Annotated in this window: 20 protein-coding genes; all 20 read left to right on the top strand. The window is 38.2% G+C overall.

Going from position 1 to position 24,884, the window contains the following annotated elements; all coding sequences use genetic code 11:
• Window positions 1-67: 67 nt before the first annotated feature.
• The 20 genes from H4O18_RS13045 to H4O18_RS13140 all read left to right on the top strand — a co-directional run bounded on the left by H4O18_RS13045 (window position 68) and on the right by H4O18_RS13140 (window position 24,802).
• On the top strand, window positions 68-2,287 hold the full coding sequence (locus H4O18_RS13045) for a bifunctional alpha,alpha-trehalose-phosphate synthase (UDP-forming)/trehalose-phosphatase (protein WP_187585279.1): 2,220 nt from the start codon (window positions 68-70) through the stop codon (window positions 2,285-2,287).
• A gap of 90 nt (window positions 2,288-2,377) precedes the next feature.
• Window positions 2,378-3,547, top strand: a complete 1,170-nt coding sequence (locus H4O18_RS13050; RefSeq protein ID WP_187585281.1) for an MFS transporter — start codon at window positions 2,378-2,380, stop codon at window positions 3,545-3,547.
• A gap of 54 nt (window positions 3,548-3,601) precedes the next feature.
• Entirely contained in the window at window positions 3,602-4,933 is a 1,332-nt protein-coding gene (locus H4O18_RS13055; protein ID WP_187585283.1) for a M28 family peptidase, read from the top strand.
• A gap of 25 nt (window positions 4,934-4,958) precedes the next feature.
• Window positions 4,959-5,747, top strand: coding sequence for a dienelactone hydrolase family protein (locus tag H4O18_RS13060; protein ID WP_187585285.1), 789 nt, complete (start codon window positions 4,959-4,961; stop codon window positions 5,745-5,747).
• The gene (locus tag H4O18_RS13065) at window positions 5,744-7,366 is read left to right on the top strand and encodes a M1 family metallopeptidase (RefSeq protein ID WP_187585287.1); all 1,623 of its coding nucleotides are present in this window, start codon (window positions 5,744-5,746) and stop codon (window positions 7,364-7,366) included. Before H4O18_RS13060 ends, H4O18_RS13065 begins: the two co-directional genes overlap by 4 nt.
• A gap of 3 nt (window positions 7,367-7,369) precedes the next feature.
• The gene (locus tag H4O18_RS13070; protein ID WP_187585289.1) at window positions 7,370-7,942 is read left to right on the top strand and encodes a YdeI/OmpD-associated family protein; all 573 of its coding nucleotides are present in this window, start codon (window positions 7,370-7,372) and stop codon (window positions 7,940-7,942) included.
• Between the two features lie 42 nt (window positions 7,943-7,984).
• Entirely contained in the window at window positions 7,985-8,719 is a 735-nt protein-coding gene (locus H4O18_RS13075; RefSeq protein ID WP_187585291.1) for an NYN domain-containing protein, read from the top strand.
• A 114-nt stretch (window positions 8,720-8,833) separates the two neighbouring features.
• Complete coding sequence (locus tag H4O18_RS13080) at window positions 8,834-10,210, top strand: amidohydrolase family protein (RefSeq protein ID WP_187585293.1); 1,377 nt, start codon at window positions 8,834-8,836, stop codon at window positions 10,208-10,210.
• Window positions 10,211-10,426: 216 nt separating this feature from the next.
• Window positions 10,427-11,110, top strand: coding sequence for a DUF2490 domain-containing protein (locus tag H4O18_RS13085; protein ID WP_187585295.1), 684 nt, complete (start codon window positions 10,427-10,429; stop codon window positions 11,108-11,110).
• A 4-nt stretch (window positions 11,111-11,114) separates the two neighbouring features.
• Window positions 11,115-12,332 carry a bifunctional alpha/beta hydrolase/OsmC family protein gene (locus H4O18_RS13090; RefSeq protein ID WP_187585297.1) on the top strand — a complete coding sequence of 406 codons (1,218 nt, stop codon included), beginning with the start codon at window positions 11,115-11,117 and terminating at the stop codon, window positions 12,330-12,332.
• Window positions 12,333-12,456: 124 nt separating this feature from the next.
• The gene (locus H4O18_RS13095) at window positions 12,457-13,098 is read left to right on the top strand and encodes a YceI family protein (RefSeq protein ID WP_187585299.1); all 642 of its coding nucleotides are present in this window, start codon (window positions 12,457-12,459) and stop codon (window positions 13,096-13,098) included.
• A 255-nt stretch (window positions 13,099-13,353) separates the two neighbouring features.
• Window positions 13,354-13,941, top strand: coding sequence for a superoxide dismutase family protein (locus tag H4O18_RS13100; RefSeq protein WP_187585301.1), 588 nt, complete (start codon window positions 13,354-13,356; stop codon window positions 13,939-13,941).
• Between the two features lie 67 nt (window positions 13,942-14,008).
• Entirely contained in the window at window positions 14,009-14,542 is a 534-nt protein-coding gene (locus tag H4O18_RS13105; RefSeq protein WP_187585303.1) for an RNA polymerase sigma factor, read from the top strand.
• 1 nt (window position 14,543) lies between these two features.
• Window positions 14,544-15,332 carry an anti-sigma factor gene (locus H4O18_RS13110; protein WP_187585305.1) on the top strand — a complete coding sequence of 263 codons (789 nt, stop codon included), beginning with the start codon at window positions 14,544-14,546 and terminating at the stop codon, window positions 15,330-15,332.
• 362 nt (window positions 15,333-15,694) lie between these two features.
• Entirely contained in the window at window positions 15,695-16,069 is a 375-nt protein-coding gene (locus H4O18_RS13115) for a group I truncated hemoglobin (RefSeq protein WP_187585307.1), read from the top strand.
• A gap of 275 nt (window positions 16,070-16,344) precedes the next feature.
• The gene (locus H4O18_RS13120) at window positions 16,345-18,900 is read left to right on the top strand and encodes a c-type cytochrome (RefSeq protein WP_187585309.1); all 2,556 of its coding nucleotides are present in this window, start codon (window positions 16,345-16,347) and stop codon (window positions 18,898-18,900) included.
• A 243-nt stretch (window positions 18,901-19,143) separates the two neighbouring features.
• Window positions 19,144-20,418 carry a TolB-like translocation protein gene (locus H4O18_RS13125; RefSeq protein WP_187585311.1) on the top strand — a complete coding sequence of 425 codons (1,275 nt, stop codon included), beginning with the start codon at window positions 19,144-19,146 and terminating at the stop codon, window positions 20,416-20,418.
• Window positions 20,419-20,675: 257 nt separating this feature from the next.
• A complete protein-coding gene (locus H4O18_RS13130; RefSeq protein ID WP_187585313.1) occupies window positions 20,676-22,619 on the top strand; it encodes a PorP/SprF family type IX secretion system membrane protein in 1,944 nt (647 codons plus the stop codon).
• Between the two features lie 952 nt (window positions 22,620-23,571).
• The gene (locus H4O18_RS13135; protein ID WP_187585315.1) at window positions 23,572-24,213 is read left to right on the top strand and encodes a response regulator transcription factor; all 642 of its coding nucleotides are present in this window, start codon (window positions 23,572-23,574) and stop codon (window positions 24,211-24,213) included.
• A 229-nt stretch (window positions 24,214-24,442) separates the two neighbouring features.
• Window positions 24,443-24,802, top strand: a complete 360-nt coding sequence (locus tag H4O18_RS13140) for an ISAon1 family transposase N-terminal region protein (RefSeq protein WP_031443165.1) — start codon at window positions 24,443-24,445, stop codon at window positions 24,800-24,802.
• Window positions 24,803-24,884 lie beyond the last annotated feature (82 nt).

Consider the following 24,884-nt stretch of genomic DNA (forward strand, 5'->3'; position numbering starts at 1 on the left):
GTTTTACACATCATTTTACCGAAATTTAGGGAAATTAAATACGAATAACACTTAAAAATGACAAATTATGGCCAAAACTATCATAATCTCAAATAGACTACCCGTACAATTACAAATTGATAATGGAAGCATCACTGCAATACCAAGTGTAGGCGGATTAGCCACGGGTATGAAATCTGTTCATAAAGGAGGTGATAGTCTATGGATTGGATGGAGCGGATTAACGGACGAAGAAATTCCAGACGGACTTGCCCCTGAAATTGACAAGGCCTTGGCAAAACACGGATCATCCAAGGTAAATCTAAGCTCGGAAGAAGTAGATGGTTTTTATTACGGCTTTAGTAACCGTACCATATGGCCTCTATTTCATTATTTTTTGGAATATTCGGAATTTGAGCTTGAAAGCTGGAATACGTATAAAACCGTAAACCAAAAATTTGCGGATGCCATTTTGGAAAAAGCAGGAGACAATGACACTATTTGGGTGCATGATTACCAATTGATGCTGGTACCCCAAATGGTCCGGGAAAAACGCCCCAATATTTCCATTGGTTTCTTTTTGCATATTCCTTTCCCTTCCTATGAGATATTTAGAACCTTACCTTGGCGTAAAGAAGTGCTAATGGGGTTGTTGGGGTCGGATTTGATCGGCTTTCACACCTATGATTATGAAAGACATTTTTTAAGTTCGGTAAGGCGATTGTTGGGGCTGGAAGTGAGTTTCAATGACATCCATCTTGAAGACCGCGTTATAAAAGTAGATTCCTTTCCCATGGGAATTGATTATAAGAAATTTAGCGACGCTGCGAAAAAACACGATGAGAATAAATCTGGCCAACGATCGGAATTACAACGTAGACTGGATATGCACAAAGAATCCGCTCCGGATGCCAAGTTCTTTTTATCTATAGACCGGTTGGATTATTCAAAGGGAATTGCAAAGCGACTTAATGCTTTTGAGTATTTTTTAAACAAATACCCCCAATTCAAGGAAAAGGTTAGACTTATTGTCCTAGCAGTGCCTTCCCGATCAAATGTGCCGCAATATCAATTGCTGAAAAAGGAAATAGATGAGTTGGTGGGGAGAATCAACGGGGAATTTTCCACTGTAAGCTGGACACCAATCTGGTATTTTTATAGGTCCATGCCGTTCGAAAACCTTATAGATCTTTATACTTCTTGTGATATTGCTTGGTTAACACCCATTAGGGATGGAATGAACCTTGTTGCAAAGGAATATATTGCTACAAGAACCGAGCAAACCGGTGTTCTTATCCTTAGTGAAATGGCTGGTTCCGCGAACGAAATGAATGAATCATTGCTCATTAACCCCAATAATTTTGAAGAAATTGCAGATGCACTCTACGAAGCCATCAATATGCCTGTAGAAGAGCAACAAGCAAGAAATTCAATTTTACAAAAAAGATTGAAAAGATATAACGTAGAAAAATGGGCCAATGACTTTATGACCTCCCTTCAAAATCAAAAAGAAATAGACCATACGTATAAGTCACGCAGATTGTCCAATGATATGTTGAAAGATATTACAGACAATTATGGGAAGGCGAAAAAAAGGTTATTATTCTTGGACTATGATGGCACCTTGGCCGGCTTTCATGGTGACCCACAAAAAGCAAATCCAGATAAAGAATTGTACGTTTTATTGGACCGTCTGTCGGCATTAAAAAATACCGATATATACCTAATTAGTGGTCGCGACAAGGACACCTTCACCAAATGGTTTTTGCCAAAGAAGTATAATATGATCGTGGAACATGGGGTGTGGATCTCTGAAAACGGAGAAGAGTTTAGAATGTTGGAAAATGTTAAAAAGGATTGGATGGAAAAAATTCATCCCGTATTGGAATCTTTTGTGGACAGGACTCCTGGGAGTTTTATTGAAGAAAAAAACTATTCGCTCGCATGGCACTACCGAAAGACCGATCCAGATTTTGGACAAAAAAGGGCTACTGAACTCAATACGGTACTGACCAGTCTAATTGCTAATGACGATTTGAGTATACTGAACGGAAATAAGGTAATTGAAATAAAGAGCAGCAACGTAAACAAAGGTCGTGCCGCTATGCGCGTGTTTTCCCAAAAGGAATATGATTTTGTATTTGCCATAGGAGATGATTGGACCGATGAATTTATGTTCCAGGAATTACCGGATAGCGCTATTACCGTAAAAGTAGGGCGACAAAAAACTCAGGCCAGGTACTATGTGGACAGCATTAAGAACGTTAGGAATTTGCTTGAACATTTTGTTGATCAACCAAAAAAATAAAGAAGAGCCATATTGTAACTTTGGTAGGTTGTTTTAATTGATTTTAACCCAATATATACCCTATTTTCCATTTCCTAACGAGGCACTGAATTGAAGCAAAACCACTTTATACTGCCTGTCATTATTATTTCGCAGTTTGCGTGTACCTCATTGTGGTTTGCAGGGAATGCCGTAATCGATGACCTAATCTTAAAAACCGGCTTGGGGACAGAAATTATTGGTTATGTGCTTTCTTCAGTACAAATTGGCTTTATTATCGGCACCCTGGTTTTTGCCCTGTTGATGATTGCCGACCGCTATTCGCCTTCCAAAGTCTTTATGACATGTGCGTTTTTAGCGGCCTTTTGTAACGCGGTGCTACTCGCCAAGGATATTACCAACGCAACACTCTTTTTAGCCAGGTTAGGTACCGGTTTTTTTCTAGCAGGAATATACCCTGTGGGTATGAAGATTGCCGCCGATTATTATGAACAAGGATTGGGTAAGGCCTTGGGGTATTTGGTAGGCGCACTGGTTCTGGGCACTGCATTTCCACATTTGCTTCAGGGTTTGGAATTGAGTGAAGAATATACTATTGTCATTAAAATAACATCGTTACTCTCTATTTTCGGTGGGGCATCCTTGTTTTTTTTGGTCCCCAATGGCCCGTACAGAAAACCAAGCAAGGTTTTGCAATTACGAGCCGGAATAGCGCTTTTTAGAATTCCTGACTTTAAAAAAGCAGCAGTAGGCTACTTTGGCCACATGTGGGAGCTTTATGCCTTCTGGGCCTTTATTCCGTTTGCCATAAAAACCTACAATTCCATTCATAACAGTCAACTTCCATTTTCCATATGGACATTTTTTATTATTGCCCTGGGAGGAGTTTCCTGTGCCATTGGCGGACATATTTCACTTAAATTGGGAAGTAGAAAAGTAGCCACGGCTTCATTGCTGCTCTCCGGATTGCTGTGTATTACTTCCCCAATTTTTTTTAACTTGCCAAGTTCCCTTTTTTTAATTGCATTTTGCTTGTGGGGAATATTTGTTGCCTCGGATTCCCCTCAATTCTCCACTTTGGTCGCCAATGCAGTTCCCTTACAGTTAAAGGGCACAGCACTTACCCTTGTGAATTGTATTGGCTTCAGCATCAGTATAATCAGTATACAATTGCTAACTTACTGGTTGGATGTTGTAGATCCGAGCTATATTTTTACCTTCTTGTCCATTGGTCCGATACTCGGATTATTGGCAATGCGAAAAGGAGGACTTAACAAATAATTAAGAAGCTAATTTTACGGATAAACGTAAATTACCAAGCCAAACCCTAGACGTATGCACAAATTAATTGCTATATCTATATTTCTATTTTCTTACTGCCTTTTGGCCCAGACAGACCAGCGCATTTATGAAATAATGGACAAGGTGTCGGCCGAAAGAATAAAAAATGATGTCACCACATTAGCAAATTTTGGTACACGACATACCCTTAGCGACACTATTTCCAATACAAGGGGTATTGGAGCAGCAAGAAGATGGATCAAAAGTGAGTTCGACAAGATTTCCAACAATTGCAATAATTGCCTCGAAATGTCCTTTCAAAAGGACTTGGTGAAAAAGGACGAAAACGACAGAATCCCTAAGGATGTTTGGGTGGTTAATGTTATGGCCATTCAAAGAGGCTCCAAATACCCCGACCGCTATATAATTATGAGCGGGGATATAGACTCACGCGTCAGTGATGCCAACAATTACATTTCCGACTCCCCTGGTGCCAATGATAATGCCAGTGGTATGGCCGGTACCATAGAGGCAGCAAGAGTCCTTTCCCATTATAAATTTGAGAATAGTATAGTATACCTAGGCCTTTCCGGGGAAGAACAAGGTCTTTTTGGAGGTCAGGGTTTGGTAAAGAGCTCCAAGGAAAAGGGCTGGGATATTATCGGCATATTCAACAACGATATGATCGGCAATATTAAAGGGGTGGATGGAATTATAAGCAATACCGATTTTAGGATTTTTTCTGAGCCCGTACCCCCGACCGAGACGGAAAGGGAAAGAAATATGCGCAGGTTTTATGGCGGAGAAGTGGATGGAATTTCAAGACAATTGGCCCGTTACGTTCATAAGAATGTAAAGACATATATGCCGGAAATGAACCCCATGATGATCTATAGATTGGATAGATTTGGAAGGGGCGGACACCACCGGCCATTTAATGATGCCGGTTACGCCGGAATCAGGATAATGGAGGCCCACGAAAATTACACCCAACAACACCAAGACATAAGGGTTGAAAATGGAATTGCCTATGGCGATGTGCTGGAGCATGTAAATTTTGAATATGCAAAGAAACTAACCGCTGTAAATGCGATTAATTTGGCTTCTTTGGCCTGGGCACCTCCCGCTCCAAAAGAGGTGAAAATTGGTGGGATCGTTGAGCCTTCGGCCAAGTTTCAATGGAGCAAAGTTCCGGGAGCTGTTGGATATAAAATCTATTGGAGAGATACCACCTCCCCTACTTGGGACCACAGCAGGTTTGTAGGTGACGTTTCGGAATTTACTTTGGAGGGTGTAGTATTGGACAATTTTTTCTTTGGGGTATCTGCCGTGAGCAAGGACGGTTTTGAAAGTGTGGTGGTTTTCCCCAATGCAATTTTAAGGTAAAGTAGGACGGTTAGAACTAAATTTTATGAAATTAAATTTGCAATTACTTGTCCTCGTGCTGGGCTTTAGTGGGATTTTACAGGCCCAGGGATCACAGCAACTTACCGACACCCTTAGACATGGGGAATGGGTAGATTTTAAAAGGGATAATGGAAGCGTACTAAAGGCATTGGTTGTATATCCTGAAAGCGGTGAAGCTACCAAAGCGGTCATAGTAGTTCACGAAAACTTGGGGTTAAACAAATGGATAAGGGACTTTTCAGAGAAGGTGGCTGGCCAGGGATTTATGGTAATCGCCCCAGATCTGATATCCAATAGCGTTGAGGGTATTGAAAAAACCACCGATTTTGAAAATGCGGATAAAGCTAGGGAAGCCATTTATAACCTGGATCAAGAGCACGTTACCAAAGATTTGAATTTGGTCTTCGACTATTTAAAGAATGACCCATCTGTTAATGGGAAAATATCAGTTGTGGGATTTGGTTGGGGAGGATCACAGAGTTTCAGTTATGCGGCACAAAACCCAAATCTGGAGAGTGTGATGGTTTACTACGGCACCGCTCCAAAAGATTTAACTTCATTAAAAAATATTAAGTTCCCGATATATGGTTTTTACGGTGCTGCCGACAATAGGGTAAATGGGACGATACCCGACACTGAAAAAGCAATGAAAGAATATGGTAATCTTTATTCTTTTGACATATATGAAGGTGCAGGACATGCTTTCATGAGCAGGGGTGCGGAAGAAGCTTATGGACCAAATACTATGGCTTACGAAAAGTCATGGAAAAAATTATTATCTCTTTTAAAATGAAAAAAATAATCACAGTATTATTATTAGCCTTAGGAATCTCCTCCTTTGCCCAACACCAAAATTTTACGGAACAGGATTCCCTTAGAGGCAGTATTACCCCAGAACGCTCTTGGTGGGACCTTAATTTTTATAATTTGAGTGTTGAAGTGAAACCCGAGGAAAGATTCATTTCGGGTAGTAATGAAATTCGGTATACGGTTTTGGAGGAACAGCAGCGACTTCAAGTAGACCTTCAACCACCTTTAATTATAGAAAAGATTACCCAGGAAGGAGAAAATTTAAAATGGGAATCAAATGGGAATGCCCATTTTGTTACCCTTAAGAAGCCACAACTGAAAGGGGAGATAAATGAAATAAAAGTGTATTACTCCGGCCATCCTAAAGAAGCTGTTCGTGCCCCTTGGGACGGCGGTTTTTCATGGAAAAAAGACAACAATGGCAAGCACTTTGCGGCAACTTCCTGTCAAGGTCTGGGTGCCAGTGTGTGGTGGCCAAATAAGGACCATATGTACGACGAAGTGGATAGCATGGCCATAAGCATTACAACTCCAAAAGGGTTGATGGATGTCTCTAATGGAAGGCTTTTAAAAGTGGAGGAGCATAAAGACAGTAATACCTATCATTGGTATGTAGCCAATCCTATAAACAATTATGGGGTAAATATCAATATGGGGGATTATGTACATTTTGGAGAAAGTTACAGTGGGGAAAAGGGAGAATTAACCATGGACTATTATGTACTTCGGGACAACTTGGAAAAAGCAAAAAAACAGTTTAAACAGGCCCCATTAATGATGGAAGCTTTTGAACATTGGTTTGGCCCCTACCCTTTTTACGAGGATGGATATAAGTTGGTCGAAGCTCCCTATCTGGGCATGGAGCACCAAAGTTCCGTTACTTATGGAAATCAATTCAAGAATGGATATTTGGGCAATGACCTCTCAAAAACAGGTTGGGGACTTAAATTCGACTTTATCCTTATCCACGAATCGGGCCATGAATGGTTCGCCAATAATATTACCTATAAGGATATCGCCGACATGTGGATACATGAGAGTTTTACGGCCTATTCAGAAAACTTATATGTGGATTACCACTTTGGTAAAAAAGCCGCATCGGAATATGTACTTGGCACCAGGGGCAATATTCAAAATGACAGCCCTATAATTGGCACCTATAACGTGAACCAAAAAGGTTCTGGTGATATGTACTATAAGGGTGCCAATATGCTGCACACCTTAAGGCAATTAGTGGAAGATGATGAAAAATGGCGGACTATTCTTAGAGGGCTTAACAAGGAATTCTATCATAAAACCGTTACCACTAAACAAATAGAGGATTATATAAGTAAAAAATCAGGCATTGACCTAACCGAATTTTTTGATCAATACCTGCGTGGTATTAAAATACCCATACTGGAATTTCAGGTGAAGGGCAAACAACTGCGATACCATTATATCAATATCGTTGATGGTTTTGACATGCCCATTAAGATTGATGTAAATGGAACCGTAGACTGGTTGTACCCCACAGCGGAGTGGAAAACAGAAACCTTTAAAAAGACGGTACAATCTGTTGCTGTTGATGAAAATTTTTACGTGGCCTCCAAAAAAATATAATTTTTGAAAATAATTGAAGAATTTTATTTTAAAACAGATAGTGAATGGCGAGACTGGTTGCACGATCATCATGCGAGCAGTTCGGGAGTTCATCTTATTTTTTACAAGGTAGCACATGAACAGGACAGTATGCGTTGGGAAGATGCAGTAAAGGTTGCTCTGTGTTATGGATGGATTGACAGTACCGTTAAAAGCCTTGGCGAAGGTAAACGACGGCAATATTTCTGCCCAAGAAAACCAAAAAGTGTTTGGAGTAAGTTGAATAAAAACTATATTAAGGAGCTTACATCCGCCGGAAAAATGCATCAGAGTGGTCTGAAAAAAATTAAAGCCGCAAAAATTGATGGTTCCTGGAAGGCCTTGGACCATGTTGAAAATGGCATTATCCCTGAGGATTTGCAAGTTGAGTTCAACAAAGAGAAAGTGGCCTATATAAATTTTCAAGGTTTTGCCCCTAGTTATAGAAAAAACTATCTATACTGGGTCAATCAAGCCAAAAGGGAAGACACTAGACAGAAGCGAATTACCGAAATTATATCGCTCTGCAAACAAAATAAAAAGTCGCGCGACCAATAAATGGTTAGCTTCGTAATAATCTAAATATAATAATTAAATAAAATGGAAATAAATCTTGCAGTACTAATAGATGGTGACAATATACCTTCTGCTTATGTTAAGGAGATGATGGAGGAAATTGCCAAATATGGCAACCCCACAATAAAAAGAATATATGGCGACTGGACCAATCCTAAATTGTCCAAATGGAAGAATCTATTATTGGAAAATGCCATTACCCCTATTCAACAATATGCTTATACCACTGGCAAAAATGCTACCGACTCGGCAATGATCATCGATGCCATGGATATTTTGTATTCCAATAAGGTAAGTGGATTTTGTATTGTTTCCAGTGATAGCGATTTTACACGTTTGGCCACTAGGTTAAGGGAAGCCGGTATGAATGTAATTGGTATTGGGGAAAAGAAAACTCCCAATCCTTTTATTGTAGCCTGTGACAAGTTTATCTATATCGAAATCCTTAAAAATCAATCAGAAGAAAATTCTTCGGAAACTACGGATAGCAAAAAGGACAAGAAGGACAATGTGGACAAGATTACCCAAAAGGAAATTAAACTCATTGCATCCACTATTTCCGACCTTGCGGATGAAGATGGCTGGGCATTTCTTGGCGATGTAGGTAGCCTTCTTCAAAAGAAGCAACCAAATTTTGATTCTAGAAACTATGGTTTTCAAAAATTGACTCCCTTAATAAAGTCTATTAAAAACTTTGAAATAGACCAACGTGAAAATGTCAAGGGACGGTTTAAATTGATCTACGTTAGAAATAGGTAGAGTCCCTAATTTTCACCTAGATATAAAACATAATTTAGTATATAATTATTTGTTTTGGATTACCCTTATTTTAGTCAATAATAACAATGGCACTAACTTAAAAACTATATCGAAATGAAAAAAATTAGTTTACTTATTTGTTTTATAGCCTTTCTTTCTTGTTCCCCAACAAAGAAAGTAGTTAGCCCAACCGCAATATTGTTCACCGATGTTAATATTGTGGATGTCAGCAATGGCAATATGCTGGAAAAGCACCAGGTGATAATTGATTCCGGGAAGATCAAGAAAATAGTGGAATCGGTCGATAATGCCGATGACTACCTTACTAAAATCCAAGGTAAGGATAAATATCTTATCCCTGGACTTGCGGAAATGCATGCGCATATTCCACAACCTCCTACCAGTGATCAGCGTATTAAGGAAACCTTATTTTTATACTTATCCAATGGCATAACTACTATTAGGGGAATGCTGGGTCATCCCAGCCATCTAGAATTAAGGGAAAAGGCTTTAAATGGCGATGTTTTGAGTCCTCGTATTTTTACCTCGAGTCCGTCTTTTAATGGAAATACCGTTACTACCAAAGAAGAGGCTGTACAGAAAGTTACTGCCTATAAGAATGAGGGGTACGACTTTCTAAAAATACATCCGGGTATGCAATTGGAGGTTTTTGATCAAATGGTGGAAACCGCCAATAAGCATAATATTCCCTTTTCCGGGCACGTTCCGGTAATGGTGGGCATACGTCATGCTTTGGACAGCAAATACGCCTCCATAGACCATGTAGATGGCTACATGGAAGGACTTGTGCCTGAATCCGAAGGTGTTGACCCTTCAGCTAATGGATTTTTTGGCTATGCCTTTACCCCTATTGCCGATACAACCAAAATAGATGAACTGGTGGCGATGACAAAAGAAAATAAAGTATGGGTAGTCCCCACACAAAGTCTGTTTGAAAGATGGTTCGCCCCTATAAGTTCCGATAAATTGTTGAAGCAACCTGAAATGAAATATATGCCCGTTTCCACCTTGGAAGATTGGATGAGAAGAAAGGACCAATCTACCAGCTCTGCTAACGGTTTTAACGAAGAACAATGGAATAGGTTTACTGCCATAAGAAGGCAATTGATCCGTAAACTTCAGCATAATGGACATGGTCTACTACTGGGCTCGGATGCGCCCCAATTATTCAACGTCCCTGGATTTTCAATTCACCATGAAACAGAAGGGATGGTCAAGGCCGGACTTACCCCTTTGGAGATTTTGCAATCAGGAACAGTGAACACAGCTAAATTTTTTGAAATGGAAAATTCTTTTGGGACAATAACGGAAGGTTTGGACGCGGATATGGTTTTATTGAATTCCAATCCCTTGAAAGATATTTCAGCTTTAAAAGAAATTTCCGGGGTTATGGTGCGGGGAAAATGGTTGTCCAAAGAATACATAGATGAAAAGTTGAAGGAAATTGCCAGTAATGCCAAAGAAAACTAATACCCATCATTTTAAAATATAATCCATAAACAATACAGGGAAACATTAATATGCGGTTTTAGAGCTTTGAAATAATCTCAAAATCCGTATTAAGTTCGATGAAATTTTAATGGAAATCCTTATAATTGGGGTTCCAGTAGAATAGGTATTTTTATGAATCAGCTATTTAAAACTAAATTATAATCTAAACACAAAAACAAGAAACAAGTTAACATTATGAAGAAAATTTTAGGCTTACTTATCCTTATCTCAACGTTTACAGTGAATGCACAGGAAAATGGTGAAAACAAGTTGGGATCTTGGCACATGTATTTCGGCACCAATAAAATCAGCAATAAATTAAGTATCCACACAGAAGCGCAGCTCCGCTATTACGAACAGGGCAAAAATTTTAACCAATTACTTCTGCGCACCGGATTAAACTACCATATTAATGCTAATGCATGGACCACTTTTGGATATGGATATATTGTTACGGACGGCAGTTTCGAGGAATTCCCCGATGAAAGGAATTCTATAGAGCACCGTATTTTTGAACGGTTTTTCCTAAAAAACAAAGTATGGGAATTTAACTTTGAACACAGATACACTTTGGAACAACGTTTTTTGGATTTTGGAGATCGTACGGATGTACAACACAGGATGCGGTATCGTTTGCAGATGACCCTTCCCTTGACCAATACCTTTTTCCTTAATTTCTACGACGAGATCTTCATTAATCTTCAAGACGATATTTTTGGTCAAAATCGCCTATATGCCGCTTTGGGAATAAACGTAACCGATAACATGAGTCTACAGATGGGGTACTTAAAAAATCATTTTACAGCGGCACATTACGATCGACTTCAGATAGGTATTACATATAATCCCGACTTAAGAAGTATACTGAAAAAAAACTAGTGTTATGAACCTGCAAAAAGTAACTTTTAAGAATGCCAAAGGTGAAACCTTGGTAGGTCGTTTGGCCCTACCAGCCAATCAAGTCCCACATAATTTTGTGCTTTTTGCACATTGTTTCACCTGTAATAAAAATTTTAAAGCCGTTAAAAATATAAGTAAAGCCCTTACTGCGGAAGGCTATGGCGTTTTGCGATTCGATTTCACAGGGCTTGGGGAAAGTGAAGGCGAGTTTTCCGATTCCAATTTTTCGGGAAACGTGGAAGATTTAGTGGAGGCGGCCACCTACTTAAAAGAAAATTACACTTCCCCTACATTGATCATTGGTCATTCTTTGGGCGGAGCGGCGGCCATACTAGCTTCGCAAAAAATATCCTCCATTAGGGCCATTGCTACTATTGGTGCTCCATCCAGTCCCCTACATGTAAAACATATCTTCAAAAATGATATCGACACCATTAACACTAAAGGTGCTGCTGAAGTAAATATTGGAGGCAGAAGTTTTACCATAAAACAACAGTTTTTGGAAGATCTAAAATCAAACACCTTTGAAGAAACCTTAAGAAATATTGGAAAATCAATTTTAATCCTTCATTCACCTCAGGATACCGTTGTAGAAATAAAAAATGCCGAGGAAATATACCTAGCCGCCCACCATCCAAAAAGCTTTGTTTCCCTGGATGGAGCAGACCATTTATTGAACAACCCTATAGACGCTTCCTATGTTGGTAAAATCATTGGAAGTTGGTCTAAAAGGTATTTGGAGATGCCAGAATCCAAGGCCTTGGAAACAGAACAGGAAGTGGTGGCGAGTTTGGATAATGCAGACGGATTTACTACCCAAATGAAAGTTGGAAGTCATTATATAACTGCAGATGAGCCTGTTTCCTATGGAGGAAACAATTTTGGCCCCTCGCCTTACGAATTGGTGTCGGCAGGTTTATCGGCATGTACAGCCATGACTATTCAGATGTATGCCAAAAGAAAAAAATGGCCAGTGGAAAACGTGGAAGTACATATCTCTTATAAGAAGACACACGCTACCGATTGTGAAAACTGCGAATCAAATGAAGCAAAAATAGATACATTTAGTAGAGCTATTAAACTGACAGGGGACCTTGACGAAAAACAAATTTCCAGAATAATGGAAATCGCAGATAAATGTCCTGTCCACAGGACTTTACATAGTGAGACTAGGGTCATTACAACATTGATAAATAATTAGCCCTAATGCTTCATTTAACATGATGGCAAGCTGCTTTTTTAAAATATGATTAAATCATTTTAAAGAATTGTTCGGCATTATATTTTATGCTTAACTTTAGAGCTAATATTTCAAATAAAACATCATGAGAAAAATTGCTTTTGCATGCTTGAGCTTGCTTTTAATAACAGGGGTAAGCTGTAAGGATGCCAAAAAAGAAAAAGATGGACAGGCCGTAGAGTTAGAGGCTGCAACTTCCGAAAAATTCAGTTTGGTCAAAGATTCTACCAAAGTTAGTTTCACAGCCTATAAGACCACCGAAAAATTACCCGTAGGTGGCAAGTTTACCCAAATAAACATTAAGGAGACCAAAGACGCAAGTACCCCATTGCAAGCCTTAAACGGAACCACATTTAGTATTCCGGTGAGTAGCTTGTTTACCAATGATGCCACAGGTACCAGAGATCCCAAAATTTTGGAATTCTTCTTTGGTGTTATGGAGAATACTGAACTTATTTCAGGGAAATTTATAGTTTCTGGAGAAGATAAATGCTCCGTAGACGTTACTTTAAACGGAAAAACACAAAATATTCCTTTAGACCATACAATGACTGGTGACAATAGCTATGCATTCAGCGGTGTAATGAATTTGGAGAATTGGGACGCCTTAAATGCCGTTGCCTCCATAAACAAAGCTTGTGAAGCTTTGCACACCGGAAAAGACGGAGTTAGCAAAACATGGAGTGAAGTTGCCGTACATGCTGAAGTTCTTTTGCAAGAAAATTAAACCTTGTTCCGCAAATTGTTTCGTAAGAATAATTTCAGATGAGCTGGCAGGACCAATTGAAAATGCCAGTTCAATAGCATTGTGAATCATACTTTTATATAAAATCCCCGTTTTTGAAAGAATCAAAAACGGGGATTTTGCGTTTATGTATATTTTTTTAACTCTATTCGGTTCAATAATAACGCATATCATACCACAACTTGATATCTCCTAAATTAATTGGTAATTTTATTTAAATCAAAAAATAACTTAAAAATGAAACATACAAAGTTGCTGTTTTTGGCGCTTATTTTCATGGCTTCCTACAACTGTAAAGAAGCAAAAAAAGAAACTAAGGATGTTATGGAAAATAAAGACATCATTGCCAAAGAAATAAAAGCAGAAGAGGAGATTAAAACCCTTAAATTTTCCTTGGAACCTAAAAGCGGGCGTAATGTTAAGGGAGAAGTTAGTTTTACTGAAGAAAATGGAACGGTTAGCATGAAGGCTACCTTAGCCGGTTTAACACCGGGAGAGCACGCTATCCACATTCACGAAAAAGCGGACTGTTCCTCTGCAGACGGAAAATCTACAGGCGGACATTGGAATCCTACTTTTTCCGCTCATGGCAAATGGGGTTCAGCGGAAGGCTATCACAGAGGGGATATAGGAAATTTCACGGCTGATGGCGAAGGCAATGCCATTGTGGAATTTTCTACCGATGAATGGTGTCTGGGCTGTGATGATGAGACCAAAAACCTTTTGGGCAAGGGTGTGATCGTACATCAAGGGGTCGATGATTTTGTTACCCAACCCACTGGGGACGCTGGGGGAAGGGTAAGTTGCGCCGGCATTATTGAGTAACAACTATTTACAAATTTATTAAGCTGCTTATAGAGCAGCTTTTTTTTATCTTTAAAAAAATTCTTGAATGGAATTAGACCTAATTGTAGAACAATTTCAAAAAAAGGATACTGCCGCTTTTGAAAAGCTGTATAATATGTATTCTAAAAATATTTGTGGCGTAATCAATACAATTGTACAGAATACTGATGTTGCCGAAGAAATCTGTCAGGATGTTTTTATGAAAGCATGGAAAAACTCGGAGAGCTATAACGTCTCTAGGGGAAGGTTCTTTACGTGGATATTAAATATTGCTAGGAATGCTGCGATTGATGAAATACGCAGTAAGTCACATAAAAACAGAAAAAAGAACCTTTCCGCTGATTACTTCGTAGGTATTTTAGAAAGTAGGGAAGATAATGAAAGTGGTAGAGAAGACACCATTGGTTTAAAAAAGCTTTTGCTAAATTTAAAGGAAAAGTGTGTCGAAATAATAGAGTTACTTTATTTTAAGGGCTTTACGCAGAAAGAAGTATCAAAAGAATTGAATATTCCATTGGGAACGGTAAAAACAAGAAATAGAAGTTGTATTTCCCAAATTAGGAACAATCTGGCATTATAATATGGATACAAAGGAATACATAGCATCAGGTATCTTGGAACTTTACGTGGCAGGTACTCTTTCAGATATAGAAAATTTGGAAGTGTATCTAAATGGAGAAAAGTACCCCGAGATAAAAAAGGAAATAGAGGCCATTGAAGCCTCCGTTTTGTCTTTGTCGAGAACAATTTCACCAGGAACAAAAGGTTTTAACGATATCCGTACTAGGATAGCCAGGGAAGGTGCTCCCCTTACCGATGAAAAGAAGAATAATGTTAGTTGGACTGCCTATTTGGGCTGGGCAGTAGCATTGATCTTCATGGCAGGATTAATATGGTTATACGAACAGAACAACCAACTAATATCCGATATAGAAGTGGTTTCGCTAGAAAATATTACTTTGGAACGGCAGATTACCGATTCGGAAATTTCATTGGAAAAGACAGAGGAATTGCTCAAGACGATTCGCGATAAAAATATTACCGTAGTGCCATTGGGAGGGCAAACGGTCTCCCCTACCTCCTACGCCAAAGCCTATTGGAACAAGCATGAAAAGAAAGTATTTATAGATGCACAAGGTTTGCCCGATCCCCCGGATGGATTTGTATACCAGGTGTGGTCGCTAAAATTAAATCCATTGACGCCGACCAGCATGGGACTTTTAGAGAATTTTATTGAGGATGATAATAAGGTATTTGCCCTAGCCAATCCCAATGAGTCCGAAGCATTTGGTATAACATTGGAACCAGCGGGCGGTAGTGCCGCTCCCAATCTGGAACAACTATATACCTTAGGGGTGGCCACCTCCTAGATATTTGAAAAAACAAAGAACCATTATAATGTAAATAAAGGTTTGCGGTAAGTTAAGCTTCCGCAAACCTTTATTTAATTCATGATTTGTGGCTATAATCAATATTACAATCCCAAAATATATTTGGAGTTAGCTTTGTAAATTTCCGAGGTCATTAGAGCCTTGGACCTATTCATTTGGATTAATTGCAACCTACTATATTTCACACTTCCCAGAATGTCCCTTGCCCGATACCAACTTTGAATTGAACAATTAATTTACTTATGAATTAAAAATGTAATTATTTGAATGAAATGCACCATTGTCTTACCGAAAAAGAACCTAATCTTGTTAAGGGAAAATAACTTTTAAAGAATAATATTATGACACGGACACTTTATAACAGATTAGGTGAATTAAAAGGTATCACCAAACTAGTAGATGATGTAGTAAATCTACATATGGAAAATCCACATGTAAGTCCTAGATTTATACCTTATAAAGATCAACCGGACCGACTAATGACCATTAAGCAACATACGGTCCATTTTTTTTGTGCGGGTGCAGGTGGCCCCCAGGAATACAAAGGAAGGGACATGGTTACTACCCACAAAGGCATGAATATTTCTGAACAAGAGTTTTTGGCCGTTGTGGATGATATATTGGAAGCCATGGATAAAAATAAATTCGGGGATGAGGAAAAAAAAGATGTTCTGGCTATCCTCTATTCACTTAAAGGGGGCGTCATCCGGATATAATCGTACCTCTGATAATACTGCTAGATTTAAATACATTTGAGGTATTTGGAGGTATTTAAATTCCTAACATATCAGTCATTTTTATTGTCATTCCCGGGTATTTTAGAAAAAAACACTTATGACGCCATAGAAATGAGTTTCATGTAATGCAGGTTTTAAACTTTTACCTATATTAGACGCTTAAGACAATGTGATTATCTTTTATTCCGAAGTCGTACACGACACTTTCTTTGAGGATTTAAAAAATAATTGCTTAATCATTTAAACATTTAGGTATGAGTAAAATTTGTACATCCTTATTGGTATGTTCTCTTATGATTATGGGCTGTAAGTCCCCTACTCCCATTGAATCCGACCCGAATATCTTGGTCAAGGATGGTTTTATAGTTGAAAAATTATACAGTCCAAGTGATATGGACCAAGGGTCTTGGGTGTCTATCACCAAAGATGATAATGGTCGCTTTATTACATCGGACCAATATGGAGCTTTATACTACGTAGAGGTGCCTGAAATTGGTTCGAAGGAGAAAATTAAGGTTGATTCCATTCCCTTGAATATAGGCAATGCACATGGACTATTATGGGCATATAATAGCCTTTATGTAATGTCCAATTCGGATAATCAGGAGGAAAGCGGCTTGTATAAAATAACAGACTCGGATGCCGATGGCACCTTGGACCAGGTAGATTTTTTATATCAATTTGTAGGTCGAGGCGAGCATGGCCCCCACGGAATTATATTAGGTCCTGATGGATATATTTATATGTCAGGAGGTAACCATACCCTATTGCCAAAAACCTTTAATTCCATTCAAAAACCTATATGGGATGAGGACCAACTTTTTGATGCCATTAAGGATCCAAGAGGTCACGCCAATGACGTAGTGGCTCCCGGAGGTTGGGTGGCAAGAACCGATAAAGATGGTAAGGAATTAACCGTTATTGCAACCGGCTTTAGAAATGCCTATGACCTGGCCTTTAATACGGACGGGGAACTATTCACTTTTGATTCTGATATGGAATGGGACATGGGGTCCCCTTGGTACAGACCCATTAGAGTTTGCCATATAACCAATGGTTCCGAATTTGGCTGGAGAACAGGCTCCGGTAAATGGCCTGCCTATTACCCAGATAATGTACCAGGTATTGTAGACATAGGACAAGGCTCACCTACAGGAGTCTTAGCTGGAAACACTTTGGACTTTCCCGAGTATTATAAAAACGGACTTTTTGTGTTCGATTGGAGCTTTGGCACCATGTATTATATTTCTATGACCCCGGACGGAGCTACATATAAAGGTAACAAGGAAGAGTTTTTATCCGGGGCCTCATTACCCTTGACCGACGGAGTTGCCGGAGATGACGGTGCTATGTATTTCCTTACCGGTGGCAGAAGATTGGAATCCGGAATGTACCGCGTATTCTACAATGGAGAGGAGAAGGGCAAAGAGGTGGTGAACAAGGACATTACGGAAGAACAAAAACTTAGAAGAAAACTGGAATCGTTTGCATCAGGAGAGAAAGGAGATTTAGAACTTATCTGGTCTTCCTTACAACACGAGGACAGGCGAATTAGATATGCGGCAAGGGTAGCCTTGGAATACCAAGATGTAGAAAGAATTGAAGAAAAATTAGTTGCCGAAAACAATCCTTCCATAGTAATTCAAAGTGCTATTGCATTGGCGAGGATCGGAAATCAGGAAAATAAGGAAAAGGCTATGGATAAATTAATGTCTGTACCCTTCCCTGACATGACAACTAATCTAAAAACAGATTTTATTAGGGCATGTAACCTATTATTTATTAGAGGTGATTTTAATAAAAATGTCAAATCCGAAGTATCCAAGAAACTAGATCCCTACTACCCTACCCAGAGCAATCAGGTAAACCGGGAATTGGTTCAGTTATTGGCCTATGTAGAAAATCCTTTGGTGGTACCAAAAACTATGAAGTTATTGGACACTTTGGCCCAGACCAAAGAAATAACGACCATAATAGAAAAAGATGTAACCGGACGTAGCGAGCAATATGGAGGAACCATAGAGCGCATGAAATCCAATACTCCTCCTGCAGAGCTAATACATTATGTAAAAGCATTAAGTTATGCCCCTAATGGTTGGACCAAAGCGTTAAGAGAAAAATATTTCACTTATTATTCCAGACTATTCGCTGCCAACGGAGGTGAAAGTTACTCCAAGTTCTTATTAAAAATAAGGGAAAAGGCCTTGGAACATGTACCACAGGCTGAAAAGGAAAATCTATTGGCTTTATCCGGTGAAGAATTAATACAGTTGAACAGTACGGATTTGGCCAACCTACCACATCCAAAAGGGCCTGGCAAAAACTGGTCCGTAGCAGAAATAGTTGAATTATACAATTCTGCCGGAGATAATGGGAATTTAGAAAACGGTGAAAATATGTACAAAGCGGTACTCTGTAGTTCTTGCCACGGTCTTAATGGTACGGGCGCCAGCATAGGTCCAGACCTTACACAAGTAACTACGCGTTTCTCCCCTAAAGATATTGCCGAGGCAATCGTTAATCCCAACAAGACCATTTCTGACCAATATGAAGCGGTAGAAATTACAATGAACGATGAAAAAAGTCTTTGGGGAAGAGTAATCAATGAAACCAATGATACTATAATCATAAACGAAAATCCCTTAAACCCAAAACAACTGACAAAGTTGGTCAAGGCTGATATTAAGAAACAGGAGATTTCCAAGAGATCGGCAATGATGCCTTCATTACTGAATAGATTGAACGAACAGGAAATTATTGACCTGTTTTCTTTCTTAAAATCACAGGCTAGGAAATCCGAACTTCAGTAATTATTGAACTTAGGTAGGTAATTGACCACAGACTGCTGGTTAATTTTTGTATATGGTCCCGATTAATATCGGGACCATTTTTTTTGCCCTACAAAATCATTAAGTACCTGATACATAATCATCCATATTCAGGTTAGACGAGAAATAAATGCAAAATAATTCAAAACCTATGAAATTTTACTAATTACTATTCCTACAAATTTCTAGACCTTTGTTTAGTTTAACACCCCAATATCTAATAATATGAACCAATCCATTAATTTCCAAGGAATCATTGGCTGCATTATTACGTTATTCTTCTGTTCGTTGTCTGCCCAAGAAGCTAAGACTTACGGGGACCCCAATAGTTACGAAAATAGCAAAAGAGCTGACAAGTATCAACAACTTCTAAAATTGGGATATAAGGAAAATGAAATATGTGAAGACTTAGGCAATGCTAACTTTTTGGTCGAAAATTACCAGGAAGCCATTTTTTGGTACAAAAAATTAATTGATACAAACCCCGATACCACCGTAAACGCAAGTTATTACGAAAGATACCTGTTTGCGCTTAAAAAGATAAGATCTACGGCCCCGGAAGATACCTCCAAGGATAAGGACTGGCTTGCCCACGTTAAAGAAGACTATCAAATAAACAAGAACCCTAAAGAAAGTACCACTGCTCCTGAAAAGGAAGGCAAATATCGGGATTTCAATTTTCAACAGAGCCAAGAATCAGTGGTATCACAAGAATTGACATTAAAAGATTTAGGTCTGGAAAATGAGTTGGCATCCAATATTGAAGATAAGGAAAAATTTAAATTTGCCTATAATGCGCCAATTGCAATTACCGAAGATGGGCGTACTGCCTATTTTAGTAAGGCCGTCTATACAAAACCATTATATGGGGTTCTATCAAAAAAGGAATTGGTACACAGGATATACAAGGCCAATAAAGTTAATGGGAAATGGCAAAACATAAAGGAAGTTGCTTTGGCTCCCAAACAGTACTCTACCATTCACCCTACTGTTTCCCCAGATGGAAAAAGATTATTCTTTGCCTCCAATATGCCTGGTACCTTTGGAAAGTATGACATTTACGTAGCTGACATTCAAAGGGATGGCTCTTTTGGTTTAGCTAAAAATCTAGGTCAAAAAGTAAATACGGACGACAATGACCTATACCCAAAGATAATAGGTGGAACTAGCCTAGTTTTTGCGTCCGAAGGACGACAAGGCCTAGGAGGACTTGATGTGTACATGGTGCAAGTTGACCATAAAAAAGTAGGTACCTCTGTTAATCTTGGAACCGACATCAATAGCATTGAAGATGACTTTTCAATTTTACTAACAGGTAAAAACGGAATGGGGTACGTAATGTCCAATAGAGGTGAAAGTAAAAGTAATCCTCAACGAGTAGCATTCACCTATTCTAAAGAAAAAAGGGAAAGGTTATTGGAAAAAAAACAATTCAATATTTTGGAATCGATCAATGACAATTCGCAAATTAATTATTCAAATACCGTTTTTGAGGAGTAAAGTCATGAAATATATACACTAAATTAACTGGACAACCTATGGCAGAATAAAACTATGATAAACTAACAGTAAGAATTTACTTACAAATTGGTAATTTGGTCCTCAGTAATTTTTGGACTAATTCTAGTACACTTTTCTGAAGCCCCGACCAGGTTCGTGGTCAACTTAAGATGAATGATCCAAGCTAACCGAGAGACACCCCATATATGATTATAAGGAACACATTATGATCGGAATAACATAAATCTCCCCCTTGGATGAACTGCAGAGTTGCCATATTTAACAAGGTATACTTCCTTATATTTGTTTGCATTCTGCTGTGCGAAACCACACTTTATTGTCAAGAAATTAATTCGGATTTTAGCTCAAACACATCCTATCACAACCAATTGGTCTTCAATAGGTTTCTGATTCATCCCGCTTTCTCATTGGTAAGGGAAAATAAATCTTACCTAAATATTCTACACAGGAACCAGTATGCCACTTTTGCAGATAACAATCAAAATTACTTTTTAGGGTTTAGTAACAATCTCAGTGATAATGCCGCAGTTGGCCTTGGGATCTATACCCATTTGGACGGCGTTATGCAAGAATTTGGCCTAAACGCCAACTATGCCAACTCAACACAGTTAAGCAAGAAGAATACATTAACTTTTGGAGTAAATATCACCTATATAAACCAGGGGATAGATAAGAATAGAGTAATTGCATTAGAGAATGACCCTAAAATATTGGATGCCAGAAAAGAAACCAAGTTGTCCGTTCAACCAGGGATAGCCCTTTCACTAGGACAAATTGATTTTGGCTTGTATGCGGAGAATCTACTCAGTTACAATCAGACTACAAATAGTATAATCACAGAATTTAGTGAAAAAACCTTAAAAGCATCACTCCAATATACTTATTTAGTAAACGCTCGCAGAGGGTTATTTTCCGAAGCCAGAATTATGCCGCTCGTACAATTGCACAGCAAGGAGGAAGCCAATTTTTCCTTTATGGGTTCCTTAATGGTAGATCTGCCGGAATATGGTTGGTTACAGACCACTTTGGACAATAGATATGGATTGTCCGCAGGTCTTGGGTTTAACCTTGGCAAAAAGATATCTATAGGGTATGTATTTGAAAAGAAGTTTTTGGAATATGGGGCAAGCCTTGGCTGGAATCATGAAATAACCCTAGCCTATACCTTTAAAAACAACACTTCCCATCCCAGGAATTACATCGCAAAATCCCGTTCCAAAAAGCCCTCAAAACCCAAGTATGATAAAATTGAAGTACAAAACAAGAGATATGAGGGGCAAATTGCCAAGTTAAACGCTAAATTAAAAAAGAGCGAAACACCACCATCAAGCCAATCTTTTCAAAGCCAATTGGCATCCGATGATTTACCTCAAAAAAAAGGTTCTGGTGCTCAGATGCTTAGGTTATCAGATGAAAATAACGATTGTGATTGTCAAAATTCACTGGCTTATGAAAATCATCTACTATTAAAAGAACTGGTCAAAAATAAAAGCGCCAATGACCATGTTATAAACCTCACAGTTAACACTGGCACTACAGGTACTACTGCCAATACTGGTTTGACTGAAAAAAGTGATGGATGCCAAAATACCCTTGCCTATGAAAATCGATTGATTTTGGACGGATTGATACTAAGACAGGACTCCTTGGAGACCGCAAACAAAAGGGAGATTGAAAAAAGGTTCGATATGCTGGTACATATCATAAAGGATGAAATAAAACAAAATATAAAATCCGATCTTCAAAAATCAAACAATGCACAATACGAAACAGCTGTGGCCGATATTCAAGAAAAAACAATCTACCGTATAAATAATGCCGAACATAAAAAATATGCCAAATTACCTATTAGGCTGGAACAACAGTCTGACGTAGCTGGAGTGAAATCTGGTTATTATTTGATAGCAAACGTTTATAAGAATAAAGAAAACGTAGATTCCTTTATAAAGGATTTAAACAAACAAGGCGTAAACGCCAAGCAATTTTTTAATAAGGAAAATGGACTGTACTATGTATATTTAGCTGATTTTAATAAGAAAAATGACGCCGAAATGGCCTACACCTCTGATTTGGACGGAAAGTATCAAAAAGATAAATGGATTATGCAGGTCTATAACAACCCCGTTACCGCCGAGAACTTATACGAAGACGAGGATGAACTCAACGACCGCTTCGAATAATTTACCCTAATCAGCACGCATTTATATGGACATTCGCCTTGAACACCTACCAGAGACTATAATCAAGGAAATAATAAACCACCGCTACTACCCAAATATTTTATTTCAATAACCCTAAACTGTTTCCTCAATTCCAATTTTACCTGATCAAAGCCAAAATTTTAGGAAAATTACTTTTTTTAATGGAATAAAAAAACTTAGTGGACTAGGATTCAACCCCTTATAGAACCAATCAGAATATATCAGTAAAAAAGACATTTTTTTATTAATAATTCATAATAAGTCTCTCAATTTAATTTTGTAGGAAAATACATCGTTTTAATGTAGGTTTTTTAAAAATAATTTCTATATTTAACTTTTATTAACATAATTTTAAGTTTTGAAATTAAAAAATTGCAGTTAGTACATCATATTTAAGAGAAACCTACACTCTTAAAATACGGGTTAATGCAATGTATAATATTAATAAAAAAGTAAAACTGAAAGAGAAGAAATAATTAGTATAATCCCAAATCCCAAACCATGAATTCTTACATTGACCTAACCAGAAAGCCAAGGCAATTTGCTTGCATTAAGGCAAAAGAAAAATTTGTCGCTCCAAGTCCTTTACGGCAACACTTTACTTCAATTAAAAATAATTACTGGCCATTTCCAATACGTGAATTACTCTTAAGATAGGTATATAGCCAGTTCTGAGCAGGGAATTGGATGTATGTCTTTACTATAACCCACTTTTAAGTTATTTGGGTTAATCCCCTTTTATGTTGTAGTGGCAGTTTTTGTACAATGACCAAAGTGAACTATGGTTGTCTGGTTCCGTTGAATTACGACCATTATCCTTTAAATAAGCACAGTGTACAAATTAGTATAGGTTTTTTCAATTTCTAAATATAATCCAGCCTGTTCTAAATTAAAAAAATGTATTAAGAAATCCCCCTAACCCCAAATAAATATGAATTCCAATGTTCTAAAAATTATTGTAATAGACAACGATCTGAAATTCCACGAGGCTTACCAATATTATTTTGAAACTTATAAAGATTACTCACTTGAAGGAATATACGTTTCGGTAAAGGATGCCCTTCTGGATTACGACAATGTTCTGCCCGAAATTATTGTTTCCGAAGTTTCAATGCCGGATGGTTGCGGTATTGAAGGAATTGGCCATTTCCGAAAAAAGGATTCCAAGGTTAAAATTATTATGGTAAGTGCCGAAAGTGATTTCGAAATTGTAAAAAAAGCATTTAAAAATATGGCGAATGGCTATCTTACCAAACCTGTAGGCATAAATAGTTTACACCGTGCATTGAATGCTATAAAATATGAAGGGGCAACCATAAGCAATGATATTGCCAAGAAAATTATTTCAATGTTCCAAAGAAAGTCATATGCTTCCTTTTCAGAAAGGGAAAATGAGATAATCGATTATTTAAGTCAGGGAGCAACCTATAAAACAATTGCCAATAATTTATTTGTTACCCCAAGCACTATAAATTTTCATATTCAGAATATTTATCTAAAACTGAATGTAAACTCAAAATCGGAGGCCCTGAATAAATTAAGGGAATTGGAACATTCCGCAAATTTAATTTAAACGAATCGTCTTTATATGGTTAAATAACTACTCTTATAATTTTATTGGTAATTCTTTCAGGGAGCTATAAACAAACCTATCCATATAGCGGTATGGTATTATATAGGTTATTTCGTTCTCCAACTGATGACGGTAGGTTAAATCCAATTTCCTTGAACATTAGGGATCAATCCCAAAAGTTGTGTGTGAATTGAAAATAGAATAAGATCTTTGCGGAAAAACGATCGCATTGGAATTATCATTGGACCTATTAAAGTTTATACTGCCAGAAGTATTAACAACCCATTTTGACCTAGTCTCCCATAATATGCAAGAGGGTGCGCTTCATTTATATTTTGAAGAAAAAAAAGATACCCCGAAAGAGGAAAAACATCGCACTTTAATAGCCCATGGTTTTCACAAAGAGATCGTCGTCCAGGATTTTCCGTTAAGGGGAAAGTCAGTTTATCTCCACATTAAGCGCCGCCGTTGGCTGGACAAGGCCACTGGCCAAGCCGTGCAAAGAGATTGGGATCTAGTGGCACAGGGGACTCGTATGACCGTTGAGTTCGCTGCTTTTTTAAAAGTACTTGGTCAGTACCAAAGCTAATGACTGCCATACCATTGGCGGGTTTTATGGGGTCAATGGCAAAAAACTACAGCGACAGTTTCGGGATTATTTAAGCGAGTTC

The sequence above is a fragment of the Arenibacter arenosicollis genome (assembly GCF_014397245.1).
GTDB lineage: Bacteria > Bacteroidota > Bacteroidia > Flavobacteriales > Flavobacteriaceae > Arenibacter > Arenibacter arenosicollis.